Source organism: Kitasatospora sp. NPDC097605 (assembly GCF_040302725.1).
In the GTDB taxonomy this organism is placed as follows: domain Bacteria; phylum Actinomycetota; class Actinomycetes; order Streptomycetales; family Streptomycetaceae; genus Kitasatospora.
Map to the genome: position 1 here is coordinate 75,467 of NZ_JBEOSF010000038.1, position 18,182 is coordinate 93,648.

The 18,182-nt window shown below is 72.8% G+C and carries 11 protein-coding genes; 7 read left to right on the top strand and 4 right to left on the bottom strand.

What is annotated here, in order from left to right:
• Window positions 1-41: 41 nt before the first annotated feature.
• Window positions 42-1,055: a uroporphyrinogen decarboxylase gene (hemE, locus tag ABTX81_RS31635; protein ID WP_350552849.1), complete on the bottom strand. Its 1,014-nt coding sequence runs from the start codon at window positions 1,053-1,055 to the stop codon at window positions 42-44.
• Window positions 1,056-1,314: 259 nt separating this feature from the next.
• On the opposite strand from hemE, the gene ABTX81_RS31640 reads away from it, so the two are divergent.
• The 5 genes from ABTX81_RS31640 (at window position 1,315) to ABTX81_RS31660 (ending at window position 8,023) form a co-directional block, all read left to right on the top strand.
• A complete protein-coding gene (locus tag ABTX81_RS31640; protein WP_350552820.1) occupies window positions 1,315-1,977 on the top strand; it encodes a DUF3000 domain-containing protein in 663 nt (220 codons plus the stop codon).
• A 317-nt stretch (window positions 1,978-2,294) separates the two neighbouring features.
• Entirely contained in the window at window positions 2,295-3,020 is a 726-nt protein-coding gene (locus ABTX81_RS31645) for a LuxR C-terminal-related transcriptional regulator (RefSeq protein ID WP_350552822.1), read from the top strand.
• A 164-nt stretch (window positions 3,021-3,184) separates the two neighbouring features.
• Window positions 3,185-4,444 (top strand): HRDC domain-containing protein, encoded by a 1,260-nt coding sequence (locus tag ABTX81_RS31650; RefSeq protein ID WP_350552824.1) that lies wholly within the window; start codon window positions 3,185-3,187, stop codon window positions 4,442-4,444.
• Window positions 4,445-4,673: 229 nt separating this feature from the next.
• Window positions 4,674-5,891: a thiolase family protein gene (locus ABTX81_RS31655; RefSeq protein WP_350552826.1), complete on the top strand. Its 1,218-nt coding sequence runs from the start codon at window positions 4,674-4,676 to the stop codon at window positions 5,889-5,891.
• A gap of 2 nt (window positions 5,892-5,893) precedes the next feature.
• Window positions 5,894-8,023, top strand: a complete 2,130-nt coding sequence (locus tag ABTX81_RS31660; RefSeq protein WP_350552828.1) for a 3-hydroxyacyl-CoA dehydrogenase NAD-binding domain-containing protein — start codon at window positions 5,894-5,896, stop codon at window positions 8,021-8,023.
• 91 nt (window positions 8,024-8,114) lie between these two features.
• Here the strand turns inward: ABTX81_RS31660 and ABTX81_RS31665 are convergent, their stop codons facing one another.
• From ABTX81_RS31665 to ABTX81_RS31675, 3 genes are all read right to left on the bottom strand, one after another.
• Entirely contained in the window at window positions 8,115-9,656 is a 1,542-nt protein-coding gene (locus tag ABTX81_RS31665) for an ArnT family glycosyltransferase (protein WP_350552830.1), read from the bottom strand.
• Between the two features lie 131 nt (window positions 9,657-9,787).
• Window positions 9,788-11,689, bottom strand: coding sequence for a 1-deoxy-D-xylulose-5-phosphate synthase (gene dxs, locus ABTX81_RS31670; RefSeq protein ID WP_350552831.1), 1,902 nt, complete (start codon window positions 11,687-11,689; stop codon window positions 9,788-9,790).
• 240 nt (window positions 11,690-11,929) lie between these two features.
• A complete protein-coding gene (locus ABTX81_RS31675; protein WP_350552833.1) occupies window positions 11,930-13,114 on the bottom strand; it encodes an ROK family transcriptional regulator in 1,185 nt (394 codons plus the stop codon).
• A gap of 448 nt (window positions 13,115-13,562) precedes the next feature.
• Between ABTX81_RS31675 and ABTX81_RS31680 the strand changes: the two genes are divergently transcribed.
• Both ABTX81_RS31680 and pepN read left to right on the top strand, forming a co-directional pair.
• Window positions 13,563-15,326 carry an outer membrane protein assembly factor BamB family protein gene (locus ABTX81_RS31680; RefSeq protein ID WP_350552835.1) on the top strand — a complete coding sequence of 588 codons (1,764 nt, stop codon included), beginning with the start codon at window positions 13,563-13,565 and terminating at the stop codon, window positions 15,324-15,326.
• Between the two features lie 135 nt (window positions 15,327-15,461).
• Window positions 15,462-18,041: an aminopeptidase N gene (gene pepN, locus ABTX81_RS31685; protein ID WP_350552837.1), complete on the top strand. Its 2,580-nt coding sequence runs from the start codon at window positions 15,462-15,464 to the stop codon at window positions 18,039-18,041.
• The last annotated feature ends 141 nt before the right edge of the window (window positions 18,042-18,182 follow it).

Genomic DNA, 18,182 nt, shown 5'->3' on the forward strand with positions numbered 1-18,182 from the left:
CCCTCCGGGAAGCCGGAGGGGCCCGCCGTCATCGCGGTGGGTCAGCGGGCGCTGGCCTCGTGCACGAAGGCGACCAGGCGGGAGAGCGCGTCCGGGTCCATGCTGGGCAGCACGCCGTGGCCGAGGTTGAAGATGTGGCCGCTGGTGCCGAGCGCCTGGGCGGCGTGCAGCACTTCGCGGGCCTTGGTCTCGACGGCGCGGGTCGGCGCGAACAGCACCGCCGGGTCGAGGTTGCCCTGCAGGCCCTTGCCGGGGCCGACCCGCTCGGCGGCGACGTTCAGCGGCACCCGCCAGTCGACGCCGACCACGTCGGCGCCGGCCTGGCCCATCAGGCCGAGCAGCTCGCCGGTGCCGACGCCGAAGTGGATCCGCGGCACGCCGTAGCCGGCGACCGCGTCGAACACCTTGGTGCTGGCCGGCATGACCGAGCGGCGGTAGTCGTCCGGGGCGAGCGCGCCGACCCAGGAGTCGAAGAGCTGGACGGCGGAGGCGCCGGCCTCGATCTGCACCTTGAGGAAGGCGGAGGTGATGTCGGCCAGCCGGTCGACCAGCGCGGCCCACAGCTCCGGCCGGCCGTACATCATGGCCTTGGTGTTCTCGTGGTTCTTGGACGGCCCGCCCTCGACCAGGTAGCTGGCCAGCGTGTAGGGGGCGCCGGCGAAGCCGATCAGCGGGGTGGAGCCGAGCTCGTCGACGAGCAGGCCGACGGCCTCGGTGATGTAGGGGACGTCGTCCGGCTCCAGCGGGCGCAGCCGCTGGAGGTCCTCGGCGGTGCGGATCGGGTCGGCGATGACCGGACCGATGCCGGGCTTGATGTCGACGTCGATGCCGATCGCCTTGAGCGGCACCACGATGTCGCTGAAGAAGATCGCCGCGTCCACCTTGTGCCGGCGCACCGGCTGGAGGGTGATCTCCTTGACCAGCTCGGGCCGCATGCAGGACTCCAGCATGGGGATGCCCTCGCGGACCTTCAGGTACTCGGGCAGCGAGCGACCGGCCTGGCGCATGAACCACACCGGGGTGTGCGGTACCGGCTCGTGCCGGCAGGCGCGCAGGAACGCCGAGTCGTACGCGGCGCCGCGGCGCGCGTCGGGCTGCTGACCGGGGGTGGCACCGGTCGGGGGGACTGCCGGGGTGGCTGCCGTGGTGTCTGCCGTCGTCTCGCTCACGCTCCAAATCTTCGCACGCGGTCCGGGCCCCGCCGCTCCGGTGGTCTCGTCGGTTCCTCCAAGATCTGGCCGGATTGCCGTCCCGGCGCGCCGCGCGGGAAGAAGTTGCGGCGATTACCCGCGTTTTCGACCTAGTCTTCGGGTCATGGCAGCGGTCGGAGGGCACCCCGCACAGGGTGGCGGAGCAAGTGGCGGAACGGGTCGGGAGGCGGCGCCGAGCGAGTTCCGGGCTGCCGTGGAGGCGCTCTCCGAGGCCCGGCTGCGCCCCGAGCTCGTCCTCTCCGCCGCGCCCGCGCCCCGCCGGCTGGCGCCGTACTCCTTCGCGCTGACCGCCTCCGTCGAGGTGGACGGCGAGGAGCTGGCCGACGGCCGGCTGGTGCTGCTGCACGACCCCGCCGGGCAGGAGGCCTGGAACGGGGACTTCCGGGTGGTCACCATGACCCGGGCCGAGCTGGAGCCGGAGATGGCCGGCGACCCGATGCTCTCCGAGGTCGGCTGGGCCTGGCTGCTCGACGCGATGCAGGCGCACGGCGCCGGGTACGCGGAGCCGTCCGGCACGGTGACGCTCTGCGCCTCGCAGTACTTCGGCGGGCTGGCGGACCGCCCGTCGAGCACCGAGATCGAGATCCGGGCGTCCTGGACGCCGGCCGACGGCCGCTTCGAGCGGCACCTGGCGGCCTGGGGGGACCTGCTCTGCATCAGCGCGGGCCTGCCGCCGGCCGCCCCGTCCCCGCACGCCCCGGCGGACGTCACGTCACTCGGTGGAGTGGTCCCGATGCCGGCGCGGCGACGCCCCCGTTCGCACTGAGGAGTGGCGCCCGCCGCGGCGTCACCGGTGGACGCGTCGCCACCCCCAAGGCTGACGGAGTGTGACTTCGGGACGGCTCTGCGTCAATAACGTGCTCGGAACCGACCGTTTTGCGCAGGATCTGATCGATTTTGTACGAATTCCAGGCATGTCGCATCAGTCATCTGCGCGATTTGTCCGTATTGTGACTCACTAGATCGTGATCTTTCGCTAAAGCCGGGCACGGATGCTGCCGAAGCAGACTGTGACCCTTTCCCAACGCGGAACACTCCGACCGCCCCCTCGGGGTTCCGTCCGCCACTCCTGCAGGAGGCCTGGTGTCGGTCCTTCTTGAGCACCCCGCAAACGTGGTCGCCTACCGCCCGACCAAGCCCACCGCCATGGTGGTCATCGCCGATCCCCGCGTCCGAAACACCGTCACCCGTCACCTCTGGGCGCTCGGCGTCCGGGACGTGATCGAGGTGTCCTCGATCGCCGAGGCCCGTCCCCGGGTCTCCACCCCGCGCGACATCTGCGTCGCCGACGTCCACCTCCCCGACGGCTCCGGACTCACCATCCTCGCCGAGACCCGCGCGGCCGGCTGGCCCAACGGGCTGGCGCTCTCCGCCGCCGACGACATCGGCGCCGTCCGCAGCGCGCTGGCCGGCGGCGTCAAGGGCTACGTGGTCACCGGTACCCGCACCAATGTCGCCATGCCGGGCCGCCCCGGCCTGCCGCTCGGCGCCGCCGGGCTGGCCGGGCGGATGCGCCGGCCCGGAATGCCGGGCATGCCGGGCATGCCGGGCGCGCACGGGGCGCCGGGCGCTCCCGGGGCGCACGGTGCGCCGGGCGCGCAGCAGGCCGCGTACCGGGAGCTCTCCGGGCGCGAGGTGGAGGTGCTGCGGCTGGTCGCCGAGGGCCAGTCGAACAAGGCGATCGGCGTGGCCATGGGCCTCTCGGCGCTCACCGTGAAGAGCCACCTCGCCCGGATCGCCCGCAAGCTCGGCACCGGCGACCGCGCCGGGATGGTCGCGGTCGCGCTGCGCACCGGCATCATCCACTGACGCACCCACCGCTGCGGCGGCTCAGGAGGAACGTTTCCTCCGGGGCCGCCGCGGCGTGCTGCGCGGAACCCGGGCGCGCTCCCCCGGACCTTCCGGCGGCCCCGGCGTCGGTCTGACCAGTCCGACAACACTCCCGGTCGCGGGGACCGTCGTACCCTTGGTGGGTGACCGACGCCGTAGCAGCCATCCCAGAAGAAGCAGCCCCGGTCCCGCTCCTCGAACCGAAGGAGGGGATCCCTCCGGTCGTGGCGGACGAGCAGGCGCTGGCCGCCACCCTCGCCGCCTTCGCCGCGGGAACCGGACCGGTCGCCGTCGACGCCGAGCGGGCCTCCGGCTACCGCTACGGCCAGCGGGCGTACCTCATCCAGCTGCGCCGCGCGGGCGCCGGTACCGCGCTGATCGACCCGATCGCCTGCCCCGACCTCGGTGAGCTGGGCGCGGCCCTCGCGGACACCGAGTGGGTGGTGCACGCCGCCACCCAGGACCTGCCCTGCCTGGCCGAGGTGGGCATGAGACCCCAGCGCCTGTTCGACACCGAGCTGGCCGGGCGGATCGCCGGCTTCGCCCGGGTCGGACTCGGACCGATGACCGAGAGCGTGCTCGGGCTGAGCCTGGCCAAGGAGCACTCCGCGGTCGACTGGTCCACCCGCCCGCTGCCCGAGCCGTGGCTCCGCTACGCCGCTCTGGACGTCGAGGTGCTGGTCGAGCTGCGCAACGCACTCGAACGGGAGCTGGACGCCCAGGGCAAACTCGACTGGGCCCTGGAGGAGTTCGCGGCGATCGCCGCCGCCCCCCGCCCGGCCCCGCGGACCGACCCCTGGCGCCGCACCTCGCAGCTGCACAAGGTGCGCCGGCGCCGCCAGCTGGCCGTGGTGCGCGAGCTGTGGCTGGCCCGCGACCGGATGGCGCAGGAGCGGGACGTCTCGCCGGGCCGGATCCTGTCGGACGCCGCGATCGTCAACGCCGCGCTGGCCATGCCGCTGAACATCGCCGCACTGCAGGGCGTCCAGGGCTTCGGGCCCCGGGTGCACCGGCGTCAGCTGGAGCAGTGGCTGGCCGCCGTCCAGCGCGGGCGGGAGGTGCCGGAGAACCAGCTGCCGCCGGCCGCCGCGCCGCACGACGGCCCGCCGCCGCCGCGTGCCTGGGCCGAGAAGGACCCGGTGGCGGCCGCCCGGCTGAGCGGGGCGCGCGCCGCCGTCAGCGAGCTGGCCGAGCGCCACCACCTGCCGGCCGAGAACCTGATCACCCCGGACCTGGTCCGCCGGGTGTCCTGGGAGCCGCCGGCCGACGCCTCGGCGGCCAACGTGGCCGCGGCGCTGCGCCGGCTGGGTGCCCGCCAGTGGCAGGTCGACCTGGTCGCCCCGGCGATGGCCACCGCCTTCGCCACGGCGGCCACGGCGGCCACGGCGGCGCAGCAGAGCTGAGCGGGAAGATGGACGGAGAAGGGGATGCCGCCCGGGCAGGGCGGCATCCCCTTTCCCGTGGGAAGCCCAACGTGTCGCGGGACACACTGCCGGAAGCGGGCGACGGGCCTGGGCAGGTTGGTTACCGGCGGGTAGCATGGCGGACAAGCGGCGCCGCTCACGTCCCCTCGTGCGATGGTGAGCGGCAGCCTGCCCACCTGAACCGTTGGTCCCTGGGAGGAGAGCCCCCGTGCCTCGTACCGCGAGGGACGTCGTCTTCGTCGATGGCGTCCGCACCCCGTTCGGCAAGGCCGGCCCGAAGGGCATCTACCACGAGACGCGCGCCGACGACCTGGTCGTCAAGTGCATCCGGGAACTCGTGCGTCGTAACCCGAACCTGCCCGTCGAGCGCATCGACGAGGTCGCCATCGCGGCCACCACGCAGATCGGCGACCAGGGTCTGACGATCGGCCGCACCGCCGCGCTGCTGTCCGGCCTGCCGAAGTCCGTCCCCGGCTACGCGATCGACCGCATGTGCGCCGGCGCGCTGACCGCCGTGACCACCACCGCCGGCGGCATCGCCTTCGGCGCGTACGACGTGGTCGTGGCCGGCGGCGTCGAGCACATGGGCCGCCACCCGATGGGCGAGGGCGTCGACCCGAACCCGCGCTTCGTCTCCGAGAAGCTCGTCGACGAGTCCGCCCTGTTCATGGGCATGACCGCGGAGAACCTGCACGACCGGTTCCCGCACCTGACCAAGGAGCGCTGCGACGCCTACGCCGTGCGCTCGCAGGAGAAGGCCGCCAAGGCGTACGCCAACGGCGACATCCAGCCCGACCTGGTGCCGATCTCGGTCCGCAACACCAACCCCGAGGTCGGCGAGACCGGCTGGGGCCTGGCCACCGTGGACGAGCCGATGCGCCCGGGCACCACGATGGACAACCTGCGCGGTCTGAAGACCCCGTTCCGTCCGCACGGCAACATCACCGCGGGCAACTCGGCCGGTCTCAACGACGGCGCCACCGCCTCGCTGCTGGCCGCCGAGGACGTGGCCGAGGAGCTGGGCCTGCCGGTCAGGATGCGCCTGGTCTCGTACGCCTTCGCGGGCGTCGAGCCCGAGGTGATGGGCATCGGCCCGGTGCCGGCCACCGAGAAGGCGCTGGCCAAGGCCGGCCTGACCATCGACGACATCGGCGCGTTCGAGGTCAACGAGGCCTTCGCCGTCCAGGTGCTGGCGTTCCTGGACCACTACGGCATCGCGGACGACGACGAGCGGGTCAACCCGTACGGCGGCGCGATCGCGTTCGGCCACCCGCTGGCCTCCTCCGGCGTGCGCCTGATGAACCAGCTGGCCCGCCGCTTCGAGCAGCGCCCGGACGTCCGCTACGGCCTCACCACGATGTGCATCGGCTTCGGCATGGGCGGCACCGTCATCTGGGAGAACCCGCACTTCGAGGGTGGTAAGTGAGCATGAGCACCACGACTGAGCTGCTGACCCGCGGCGCCACGCTCTTCCCCGGCGAGGTCGTCACCACCGCGCACGTGCGCCACCTGGACCTGCCGCTGCAGGCCGGCCGGCTGGCGCTGATCACCCTGGACAACGGCTTCGACCACACCAAGCCGACCACCTTCGGCCCGGGCTCGCTGCTCAAGCTGGACGAGGCGCTGGACCAGGTCGAGGCGGAGGCCGCCGAGGGCACCATCGTCGGTGCCGCGATCACCGGCAAGCCGTTCATCTTCGCGGTCGGCGCCGACCTCAAGGGCGTCGAGCTGCTCAAGGAGCACGCGGATGCGCTGGCCATCGGCAAGGGCGGCCACGAGGTCTTCAAGCGGATCGCCGCGCTGCCCGTCCCGACCTTCGCCTTCTACAACGGCGCGGCGATGGGCGGCGGCGTCGAGGTCGGCCTGCACTGCGACTACCGCACGGTGTCGGCGGGCGTCCCGGCGTTCTCGCTGCCCGAGGTCTTCCTCGGCCTCGTCCCCGGCTGGGGCGGCTGCACCATCCTGCCGAACCTGATCGGCCCGGCGAAGGCCGTCAAGGTCATCATCGAGAACTCGATGGCGCAGAACAAGCAGCTCAAGGGCAAGGACGTGTTCGAGCTGGGGATCGCCGACGCGATCTTCGAGCCGGCCGACTTCCTGGAGCAGTCGCTGCTCTGGGCGGCCCGCGTCCTCAAGGGCGACGTGGTCGTCGAGCGCGAGGCGGTCGACCGCGGCAAGGCCTGGGACGACGCCGTCGCCTGGGGCCGGCTGGTCGCCGACGCCAAGGTGCACGGGGCGGCCCCGGCCGCGTACCGGGCGCTGGATATCATCGCCCAGGTCAAGGACGAGGACCTGCAGGCCGGCTTCGACGCCGAGGACGCGGCGCTGGCCGACCTCATCATGGGCGGCGAGCTGCGCAGCGGCATCTACGCCTTCAACCTGGTGCAGCGCCGGGCCAAGCGCCCGGTCGGCGCCCCGGACAAGGCACTGGCCCGCCCGGTCTCCAAGGTCGGCGTCGTCGGCGCCGGTCTGATGGCCTCGCAGCTGGCGCTGCTGTTCGCCCGCCGTCTGGAGGTGCCGGTGGTCCTCACCGACATCGACCAGGAGCGCGTCGACAAGGGCGTCGGCTACGTCCACGCCGAGATCGACAAGCTGCTGGAGAAGGGCCGGATCGGCAAGGACAAGGCCAACCGCCTCAAGGGCCTGGTCTCCGGCTCGCTGGACAAGGCCGCGGCCTTCGGCGACGCCGACTTCGTCATCGAGGCCGTGTTCGAGGAGATGGGCGTCAAGCAGACCGTCTTCGCGGACCTGGAGAACGTGGTCTCGCCGACCTGTGTGCTGGCGACCAACACCTCCTCGCTGTCGGTCACCGAGATGGCCTCCAAGCTGAAGCACCCGGAGCGGGTCGTCGGCTTCCACTTCTTCAACCCGGTCGCGATCCTGCCGCTGCTGGAGATCGTCCGCGGCGAGAAGACCGACGACGCCTCGCTGGCCACCGCCTTCGGCGTCTCGAAGAAGCTGAAGAAGACCTCGGTGCTGGTCAAGGACGCCCCGGCGTTCGTGGTCAACCGGATCCTGACCCGCTTCATGGGCGAGATCCAGAACATCATCGACGAGGGCACCCCGATCGCCACCGTCGAGAAGGGCGTCGAGCCGCTCGGCCTGCCGATGTCCCCGATCGTGCTGCTGGAGCTGGTCGGCCCGGCCATCGCCCTGCACGTCTCGGAGACCCTGCACGGCGCGTTCCCGGAGCGGTTCACCGTCTCCGAGAACCTCGGCAAGGTGGTCAAGGCCGGCAAGCGCGGCTTCTACACCTGGGTGGACGGCAAGCAGGTCCTCGACCCCGAGGTGCTGGAGCTGCTCTCCTTCGGCGACACCGTGCTGACCGAGGAGCAGGTCCTGGCCCGCGCCCTGGAGGCGGTGGCGCAGGAGATCGGCCTGATGCTGGAGGAGGGTGTCGTCGCCGAGGCGCAGGACATCGACCTCTGCATGATCACCGGCGCCGGCTGGCCCTTCCACCTGGGCGGGATCACCCCGTACCTGGACCGTGAGGGCGTCTCGGAGCGGGTGAACGGCAAGCGCTTCCTGGTCCCGGGTGCGGCCTCGGTGCCCGCCTAGCCACGAGCACGGAAAGGGCCCCGGTGACCGCTCTGGTCACCGGGGCCCTTTCCGTGGTGCCGCCACGCCCCGGGGGGAGGGGCGGGGCGGCTCAGCGCTTGAGGCGGTAGACAACGGTGTCGGCGAAGACGCCGACCATCTCGTAGTGGGTCTCCAGCAGGTTCTCGATCTTCGGGATCATGCCGGGCTGGTAGGGCGCGAGGCCGGAGTCGTCGACGACGACCTCGGGCAGGCCCTTGGCGATCTCCTGGTCGAAGGTCTGCCAGGCGTTGGCCATCGAGAACTGCTCGCCGACGTTGGCGCTGCCGTCCTTGCCGCCGCTGTAGTTGGTCAGGAAGCCCGCGGTGAGGTAGCGGGTGGCCGGCTTGCGGTCGGCGAGCCAGTACAGCTCCGGGTGCATGCCCCAGACCAGCACGGTGTCCTTGGGGGTGGTCTGCGCGGCGACCGCGGTGGCGACCTCGGTGGTGCGGTCCAGCCGCTCCCCCGGCCAGGCCAGCGCCAGGCCCCAGAAGACCGTGGCGGCGGCCGTGGTGTACACCAGGACGGGCTTCCAGCGGATGGCCGAGGTGGCGATCGCGCCGGTGCCCAGCAGCACCAGCGGCGGCATCAGCTGGAGGTAGTAGTGGCCGAAGAAGTGGAAGCCCATGCTGACCGCGACGACCGAGGAGAGCAGCCACATCCACAGGTCGGTGGTGGAGCCGTGCTCCTCGCCGGCGACCGGCAGCGGGCGGTGCCGGTGCTTCAGCCAGAGCCGGCGGCCGACCGGCAGCAGGAAGCCGAGGCCGGCGCCGAGCAGGATCACCGAGTTGCCGAGCGCCCGGCCGAGCATCTGCAGCCAGGCGCCGCCGACGGTGGCGTAGTCGCCGCTGCCGGTGACCACCCAGAACAGGAAGCCCTTGGGCTTGGTGAGGATCACCGCGACCAGCGCTATCGGCAGGGTGAAGCCGAAGCCGATCTTGAGCAGGGCGGGGACCCAGCGCACGCCGCGCCGGCGGGCGTCCTGGAGGAGCATCCAGAGCACCGGCAGCAGCACCGCGCCGCCGGTCTGCTTGGTCAGTGAGCAGAGCGCCACCGCGATGCCGGCGGCCAGCCAGCGCCGGCGCTCGGCGTAGCGGAAGGCGGCCACCATGGCGGGCAGCATGAAGACCTCGAAGGTCGCCGCCTGGGTGTCCTCCGGGGAGAGCCCGATGGAGACCAGCAGGTAGAGCAGCCCCGCCCCGACGCCGGCCCGGTCGCCCCAGCGGCCGCGGGCGATCGAGGCCAGCAGGATCGCGGTGACCAGGTGGGCGACCACCGCCAGGGTGCGCAGCGGCCAGAGCGAGGCCGAGCCGAAGACCGCGAAGCAGGCCTGGTAGAGCCAGGGCAGCAGCGGCGGCTTGCGGTCCACCACGGTGTCGTAGAGCACGCCGCCGTCGGCGAGCATCCGGGCCTGGGTGGCCAGGAAGCCCTCGTCGGGGCTCCAGACCGGGCGGACGAAGGACGGCAGGTGGGTGAGCAGGGCGACCAGGGCCAGCAGCGGCACCAGCCGCGTCCAGTAGCCGGTCCTCAATCGCTCCCAGCCGTCGGCCGGGGGCACCCCCAAGGGCAGGCGCTCGGCGAGCGCGGTCAGGCGGGATCGGATGGGGGTCGGCACGGATGACAACCTACCGGGCGGGATCGGCGCGGGCAGCGCCGGTCCCGCCTTTGGTGCGATTATCAGCCCCGGAGCGTGACGACTGTTGCAGAGCTGTCGCAAACGGCCCGGGGCGGGACGGTCCGGGGCGGTCAGGCCTCGACGGCGACGTCGAGGCGGGAGACCAGGGCGGTCACCTGGCGGGCGACGTCCGGGGCGGTGAGACCGATCTCGGCGAGGATCTCGGGCCTGGTGGCGTGGTCCAGGAACTCCTGCGGGATGCCGAAGTCGCGCAGCGGCAGGTCCACGTCCGCGTCGCGCAGCGCCTGGGCGATCGCCGCGCCGACCCCGCCGACCCGGCCGTTGTCCTCGACCGTGACGACCACCCGGTGCTCGGCGGCCAGGCCGGGCAGCGCCGGGTCGACCGGCTTGACCCAGCGCGGGTCCACCACGGTCGAGCTGATGCCCTGGGCGGCCAGCAGGTCGGCCACCTCCAGGCACATCGGGGCGAGCGCGCCGACCGAGACGATCAGCACATCGGCCCGGCGGCCCTCCTCCGCCTCCGGGTCGACCCGCAGCAGGTCCATGCCACCGACCTTGCCGACCGCCGGGACGGCCGGGCCGACGGTGCCCTTGGAGTAGCGGACCACGGTCGGGGCGTCCTTGACCTCGACGGCCTCGCGCAGCTGGGCGCGCAGCTGGTCGGCGTCGCGCGGGGCGGCGAGCCGCAGGCCGGGGACGACCTGCAGGATCGACATGTCCCACATGCCGTTGTGCGAGGCGCCGTCGCTGCCGGTGACACCGGAGCGGTCGAGCACGAAGGTGACGCCCAGCCTGTGCAGGGCGACGTCCATCAGCACCTGGTCGAAGGCCCGGTTGAGGAAGGTCGCGTAGACCGCGAAGACCGGGTGCAGCCCGCCGGTGGCCAGGCCGGCCGCGCTGGTGACGGCGTGCTGCTCGGCGATGCCGACGTCGAAGATGCGGTCCGGGAAGGCCTCGGCGAACGGGGCCAGGCCCACCGGGTGGAGCATCGCGGCGGTGATGCCGACGATGTCCTCGCGCTCGCGGCCGAGCTCCACCATCTCCTCGGCGAAGACCGAGGTCCAGTCCTTGCCGGAGCTCTTGATCGGCAGGCCGGTCTCCGGGTGGATCACGCCGACCGCGTGGAAGCGGTCCTCGTCGTTGTTCTCGGCGGCGTGGTAGCCGCGGCCCTTCTCGGTGAGGCAGTGCACGATCACCGGGCCGCCGAAGCCGCGCGCCTTGGTGAGCGCGGACTCCAGGGCGGTGAGGTCGTGGCCGTCGATCGGGCCGATGTACTTGAGGCCGAGGTCCTCGAACATGCCCTGCGGGGCGATGAAGTCCTTCAGGCCCTTCTTGGCGCCGTGCAGGGTCTCGAAGAGCTGCTGGCCGACCACCGGGGTGCGCTGCAGCGCGTCCTTGCCCCAGGAGAGGAAGCGCTCGTAGCCCTGGGTGGTGCGCAGGGTGGCGAGGTGGTTGGCCATGCCGCCGATGGTGGGCGAGTAGGAGCGCTCGTTGTCGTTGACGACGATGACCACCGGGCGGTCGTTCGCGTCGGCGATGTTGTTGAGCGCCTCCCAGGCCATGCCGCCGGTCAGCGCGCCGTCGCCGATCACGGCCACCACCGGGTCGTTCTTGCCGAGCAGCTGGTTGGCCTTGGCCAGGCCGTCGGCGTAGGAGAGCACGGTGGAGGCGTGCGAATTCTCGATCACGTCGTGCTCGGACTCGGCCCGCGACGGGTAGCCGGACAGGCCGCCCTTGGAGCGCAGCCCGGAGAAGTCCTGGCGGCCGGTGAGCAGCTTGTGGACGTAGCTCTGGTGGCCGGTGTCGAAGAGGATGCGGTCGCGCGGGGAGTCGAACACCCGGTGCAGCGCGATGGTGAGCTCCACCACGCCGAGGTTCGGACCGAGGTGGCCGCCCGTCTTGGAGACCTCGGTCACCAGGAAGGTCCGGATCTCCTGGGCCAGGGCGGCCAGCTGTCCGGGCGTGAGCCGGTCGAGATCGCGCGGTCCCCGAATGCGGGTCAGCAGGGCCACCCGTTCCTCCTCGTTCAGTGTTCGCGGACCGCGGGGGCCCGACGGGCGTCGCTGCCCGGTGTCGACCGGTCGAGTCTAATGTCCGCCTACCGAACACCGGGCGGGGTGTCCGGTACCGACGTCCGGTACACGCCAGCCACCTCGACGGTCACTCTTTCGAGTGAAGGGGCAGAACCGGCGTGTCGGTGGGCCCGGGCCCCGGGGCGGACGGCGCCGCCCGGGACCGGGACCGGGCGGCGCTCAGGACCGGGCGACCGCGAGCGCGCTGGAGTCGCCCGCCTCGCTCATCACCAGGGCGAGCGCGCCCAGGACCTCGGCGCGGCCGCCCAGGGTACCGGGGACCACCGACAGCTGGCGGGCGGCGCTGGGGATCGCGTAGCGGGCCACCGAGTCGCGGATCGGCGCCAGCACCAGCTCACCGGCCTCGGCGAGATCGCCGCCGAGGATCACCCGGCGCGGGTTGAGCAGGTTGCAGAGAGTGGCCACGCCGGTGCCGATCTGCCGGCCGGCGTCGGCGATCACCCGGCGGCAGCCGAGGTCGCCCTCCTGGGCCAGCTCCACCACCCGGGGCAGGGTGAGCCCGGTGCCGAGGGTGGGGGTGAGCAGGTTCAGCAGGTAGCGGGAGCCGACGAAGGTCTCCAGGCAGCCCCGGTTGCCGCAGCGGCAGACCGGGCCGGCCTCGTCCAGGGTGATGTGGCCGATCTCGCCCGCGGTGCCGCCCGGCCCCCGGTAGATCTGCCCGTTGACCACCAGGCCGGCGCCGACGCCGCTGGCCACCTTGATGTAGGCGAGGTCGCCCAGGCCCCGGCCGGCGCCCCAGACCAGCTCGCCGAGCGCGCCGAGGTTGGCGTCGTTGTCGACGTGCACCGGCAGGCCGAGCCGCTCGGCCAGCTCGCGGCCGGGGGCGATGCCGGTCCAGCCCGGCAGGATCGCGGTGGAGCCCAGCGCGCCGGTCTCCACGTCGATCGGGCCGGGGACGCCCAGGCCCACGCCGATCACCTTGTCGGAGCGGAAGCCGGCCTCCGCGAGCAGCCGCTCGACCATGGCCTCGGCCCGCTCGAAGCCCTGCGCGGCGGAGACGTCGACGTCCATCGGGGAGCTCTCCTCGGCGAGCACCCGGTGGGCGAGGTTGCCGACGGCGACCCTCAGATGGGTGTGGCCGAAATCGATCCCCACCACGATGCCCGCGTCCCCGCTGAGCGAGACGCTGCGGGCGCGCCGGCCGCCGGCGGAGGTGTCGGCCACCACGACGGTGCCGCTCTCCTTCAGCTCCCGGACGATGTTGGACACGGTGGCCGCCGAGAGGCCGGTCCCGCGGGCGATCTCGGCCTGGGTCAGCGACCCGGCCATCCGCACCGCGCGGAGCACCCGCTCCAGGTTGGCCCGGTGCAGCGAGGACTGCGAGCCGGGGGTGTCCGTCGACATGATCCACCCTCCCAAGGGCGCGGGGACCCCTCCGCCGGGCGTCCCCTTCAAGTCCTGAAGCCTAGAGCCTGGGGAAAGGTGAAGGCATGGGGGAAGGATCGCGAAGGGTCGGTGCGCGGGGCCGGACGGCGCGGAGCGGGGGCGGCGGGTCGCGGGCCGGGCCGGCGGGGCCGCCCCGGGGTTGACATCGCCCCAGGTCGGGGCGGGCGCAGGTGGGGTCCGGGGTTCCGGCGGCGGTCCGAAAACCGATCCCCCGTACGATGGTGCCCAATCTCACCCGTCCCGCCGGTCACCGATGTGCGCCGAGCCCGGGACGCTTCCAGACATGACGGGGCATCAGATGGCAGGGGATCACCCTATCCCGGGGGCTGGCGAAGCTCCCGGCGGCGGACCGGACAACCGGGGCGTCTCGCTCGGACGCAAGCCGGGCGGCGTCGACCCGGCGGCCGTGGCGGACCAGCAGACACAGCTCGACGGGGCGGCGGTCCCGGGCCAGGCCGCGCCCGCGGCCCCGGCCGCCCCGCCCGCCGCGCCACCGGCGCCGCCGGCCGGGGCCGCGGGCGGGTACGCCTACGCGCCCACCGCCCCCGCCTTCCCCGCGCAGGCACCGGCGCCGGGCGCGCCGGTCGGCCCCTACGACCCGGCGCCCGCCCAGCCGCAGTTCGGCGCCCCGGCCGCGGGCCAGCAGCCCTACGGCTACGCCGCCCCGCCGCCCGCCGACGGCGGCGCCGGGTACGGCTACCCGCAGCAGGGCGGCTACGGCTACCCGGGCGCCCCGGTTCCCGCCCCGCCCAAGCAGCGCAACCCCGTGATGGTCTGGGGCGGCGTCATCGGCGGTGCGCTGGCGATCGCCATCGTCGCCGGCCTGGTCGTGCTGTTCACCGACGACAACAAGAAGAAGGACGACCCGCCGGCCGCCTCCGGCGGCACCACCGGCCAGAGCACCGGCGGCGGGACCTCGCCGGACGTCAGCGGCAGCACCAGCGCGTCGCCGTCGACCGGCGCCACCACCCCCGGCGGCACCGGCGGCGGGGGCGGCGGCAAGGCCGGTGCCTTCAACTTGGCCTGGGCGGCCGACAAGCCGGCCAGCTCGGTCAGCGGCACCACCCGGCTGCTCGCCGTCTGGGGCGCCGACAAGGTCGCGGTGCGCGCCGACACCACCGGCATCCGCGCCGTCAACACCTCCGACGGCAAGGAGGCCTGGAGCATCCCGGTGCCGGCCGGCGCCAAGGAGTTCTGCACCGCCTCGTACGACGCCAACTCCAAGCACATCGCCGCGGTCTCGCTGAACACCGGTGACAGCGACTGCTCCACCATCGCCGCCGTCGACCTCAACACCGGCAAGCTGTCGTGGAACGTCAAGGTCGGGCAGAGCCGGATGTCCGCGCCCACCCTGAGCGTCACCGACAAGGTCATCGGCATCGGGGCCAACACGGCTGCCGCGGTGAACGTCGCCGACGGCTCGGTGGCCTGGGCGTTCCAGCCGCGCGAGAAGGACTGCAGCGTCTACGGCACCGCCGCCGGCCCGCAGATCGTGGTCACCGACCGCTGCTACGGCCTCAACACCACCGTCAAGTCGCAGCTGGTGATCGTCGAGACGGACACCGGCAAGGTCGCCTCGCCCGCGCCGATCACCCTGAGCGGCAGCATCGAGCGGGTCGACAAGGTCCTCTCCGACCAGCCGCTCGTGGTGTCGATGTCCAGCGGCCCCAACGGCGACTACGTGCTGCCGTTCGACAAGACCAACAAGCCGGGCACCCAGATGCCCGTCAAGGAGCCCGGCTACGACAGCCTGCGGCTCAGCGGTCTGGCCGACGCCTTCACCCAGAGCGTGGTCAGCGGCACCACCCTCTACGTGCAGACCAACCCGACCAAGCCGGCGATCAACGCCTACGACCTGACCACCGGCAAGCGGCTCTGGTCGACCGACGGCAAGGCCAAGGACGGCCTGCGGCTGGTCTCCGGCGCCGACAAGGAGGGCAAGGTCCGGGCCATCCTGGACATGGGCTACGGCAACGACGCCAAGCTGGTGACGCTCGCCGCCGCCGACGGCGCGGTGAGCGAGCTCGGCAACCTCACCGTCGCCAAGGACTCCGCCTTCAACATCGGCATGAGCACCAACGAGTTCATCCTGAACGGGGAGGGCAACGCGCTGTACGGGTTCTCCCGCGGCAGCTTCGACGCGCCGGTGTTCAAGTACCTCAAGAAGTAACGACGCCCCGGGCGGGGTGGCACGGCCCACGGGCCCCCGCCACCCCGCCCGCTTCGTATCCGGGCACATCCCGGCGGACCCGGCGGGCGGGCATGGCAGGATGCCAGGCATCAGCCTGACGAAGGAGTCCTGCGAGTGCCCGGCACCAACCTGACCCGCGAGGAGGCCCGCACCCGGGCCGACCTCCTGCACGTGGACGCGTACGACATCGAGCTCGACCTGAGCTCGGCCCGAGAGGGGGGCACGTTCCGGTCCACCACCGTGGTCCGGTTCACCGCCACCACTCCGGGCGCCTCCACCTTCATCGACCTGGTCGCCCCGAGCGTCGAGGAGATCGTCCTCAACGGCGAGCGGCTCGACACCGCCGGCTTCGCCGACAGCCGGATCGCGCTGCCGGGCCTCGCCGCCGAGAACGAGCTGCGCGTCGTCGCCGACTGCGCCTACACCAACACCGGCGAGGGCCTGCACCGGTTCGTCGACCCGGTCGACGGCGAGACCTACCTGTACACCCAGTTCGAGGTGCCGGACGCCCGCCGGGTCTTCGCCAACTTCGAGCAGCCCGACCTGAAGGCCGCGTTCACCTTCACCGTGACCGCGCCGGCCGGCTGGAGCGTGGTCTCCAACTCGCCGACCCCCGAGCCGGAGGGCGAGGGGGACACCCGGGTCTGGCGCTTCGCCCCGACCGGCCGGATCTCCTCGTACATCACCGCGCTCATCGCGGGCCCCTACGTCGGGGTCTTCGACGCCTACGAGAGCGGCGAGCAGAAGGTGCCGCTGGGCATCTACTGCCGGCCCTCGCTGCGCGAGTTCCTGGACGCCGAGGCGATCTTCGAGGTCACCAAGCAGGGCTTCGACTACTTCCAGGAGAAGTTCGACTTCCCCTACCCGTTCCCCAAGTACGACCAGCTGTTCGTGCCGGAGTTCAACGCCGGCGCGATGGAGAACGCGGGCGCCGTCACCCTGCGCGACCAGTACGTCTTCCGGTCCAAGGTGACCGACGCCGCGTACGAGGCCCGCGCCGCGACGATCCTGCACGAGCTCGCCCACATGTGGTTCGGCAACCTCGTCACCATGGAGTGGTGGAACGACCTCTGGCTGAACGAGTCGTTCGCCACCTACGCCGAGGCGGTCTGCCAGGCCGAGTCGCCCGACTCGCGGTGGCCCAACTCCTGGACCACCTTCGCCAACCAGATGAAGACCTGGGCGTACCGGCAGGACCAGCTGCCGTCCACCCACCCGATCATGGCCGACATCAACGACCTGGAGGACGTCCAGGTCAACTTCGACGGCATCACCTACGCCAAGGGCGCCTCGGTGCTCAAGCAGCTGGTGGCCTACGTCGGCCAGGACGCCTTCTTCGAGGGCGTGCGCGCCTACTTCAAGCGGCACGCCTGGGGCAACACCCGCCTCGGCGACCTGCTCGGCGCGCTGGAGGAGGCCAGCGGACGCGACCTCAAGGCCTGGTCCGCCGCCTGGCTGGAGACCGCCGGCATCAATGTGCTGCGGCCCGCGCTGACCCTGAACACCGACGGCGAGATCGAGTCGTTCGCCGTGCTGCAGGACGCCCCGGCGCTCCCGGCCGGCGCCAAGGGCGAGGCCGTGCTGCGCCCGCACCGGATCGCCATCGGCCTCTACGAGCTGGCCGACGGCACGCTGGTGCGCACCGACCGGATCGAGCTGGACGTCGACGGCCCCCGCACCGAGGTGCCGCAGCTGGTCGGCCGCCACCGCCCGGCCGTGATCCTGCTGAACGACGACGACCTGTCCTACGCCAAGGTCCGGCTGGACGAGGACTCGCTGGCCGTGGTCACCGAGAACCTCGGCGGCTTCACCGAGGCGCTGCCGCGCGCGCTGTGCTGGGCCTCCGCCTGGGACATGACCCGCGACGGCGAGCTGGCCGCCCGCGACTACCTGACGCTCGCCCTCTCCGGCCTGCCGCGCGAGAGCGACATCGGCGTCGTCCAGTCGGTGCACCGCCAGGTCAAGCTGGCGCTGGACGCCTACGCCGACCCGGCCTGGCGCGAGCAGGGCCTGGCCCGCTGGGCCGAGGCCGCCGAGGAGGCGCTGCGCGCCGCCGAGCCGGGCAGCGACCACCAGCTGGCCTGGGCCCGGGCCCTGGCCGGTGTCGCCCGGACCGACGGTCAGCTCGACCTGCTCGCCGCGCTGCTGGACGGCAGCGCGGAGATCCCCGGCCTGGCCGTGGACACCGAGCTGCGCTGGACCCTGCTGGGCCGGCTCGCCGCGACCGGCCGGGCCGACGAGCCCGAGATCACCGCCGAGCTGGCCCGCGACAACACCGCGGCCGGCCAGGAGCACGCGGCCAGCTGCCGGGCGGCCCGGCCGACCATCGAGGCCAAGGCCGCGGCCTGGGCGTCCGTGGTGGAGTCGGACGAGCTGACCAACTACGTGCAGGCGGCGGTGATCGGCGGCTTCCAGCAGGCCGACCAGCGCGCGCTGATCGCGCCCTACGCGGAGAAGTACTTCGCCGCGGTCAAGGGCGTCTGGGAGACCCGCAGCCACGAGATCTCGCAGCAGATCATCGTCGGGCTGTACCCGTCGCTGCTGGTCGAGCAGGCGACCCTGGACGCCACCGACGCCTGGCTGGCCTCGGCCGACCCGGCGCCGGCGCTGCGGCGGCAGGTCGTCGAGGCGCGGGCCGGCGTGGAGCGGGCGCTGAAGGCGCAGGCGGCCGACCGGGCCGCCGCGGAGCGCTGACGGACCCGTCCCCCCTCCCGCCCGCGGGAGGGGGGACGGGATGCGCGAGGGGGCGCCGGACCTGGTCCGGTGCTGTGCGGGCGCAGCACGGCGGCCAGGATGGAGCGGGTGGCGACGTCGACCGCGATCGTCAGCTCCGGC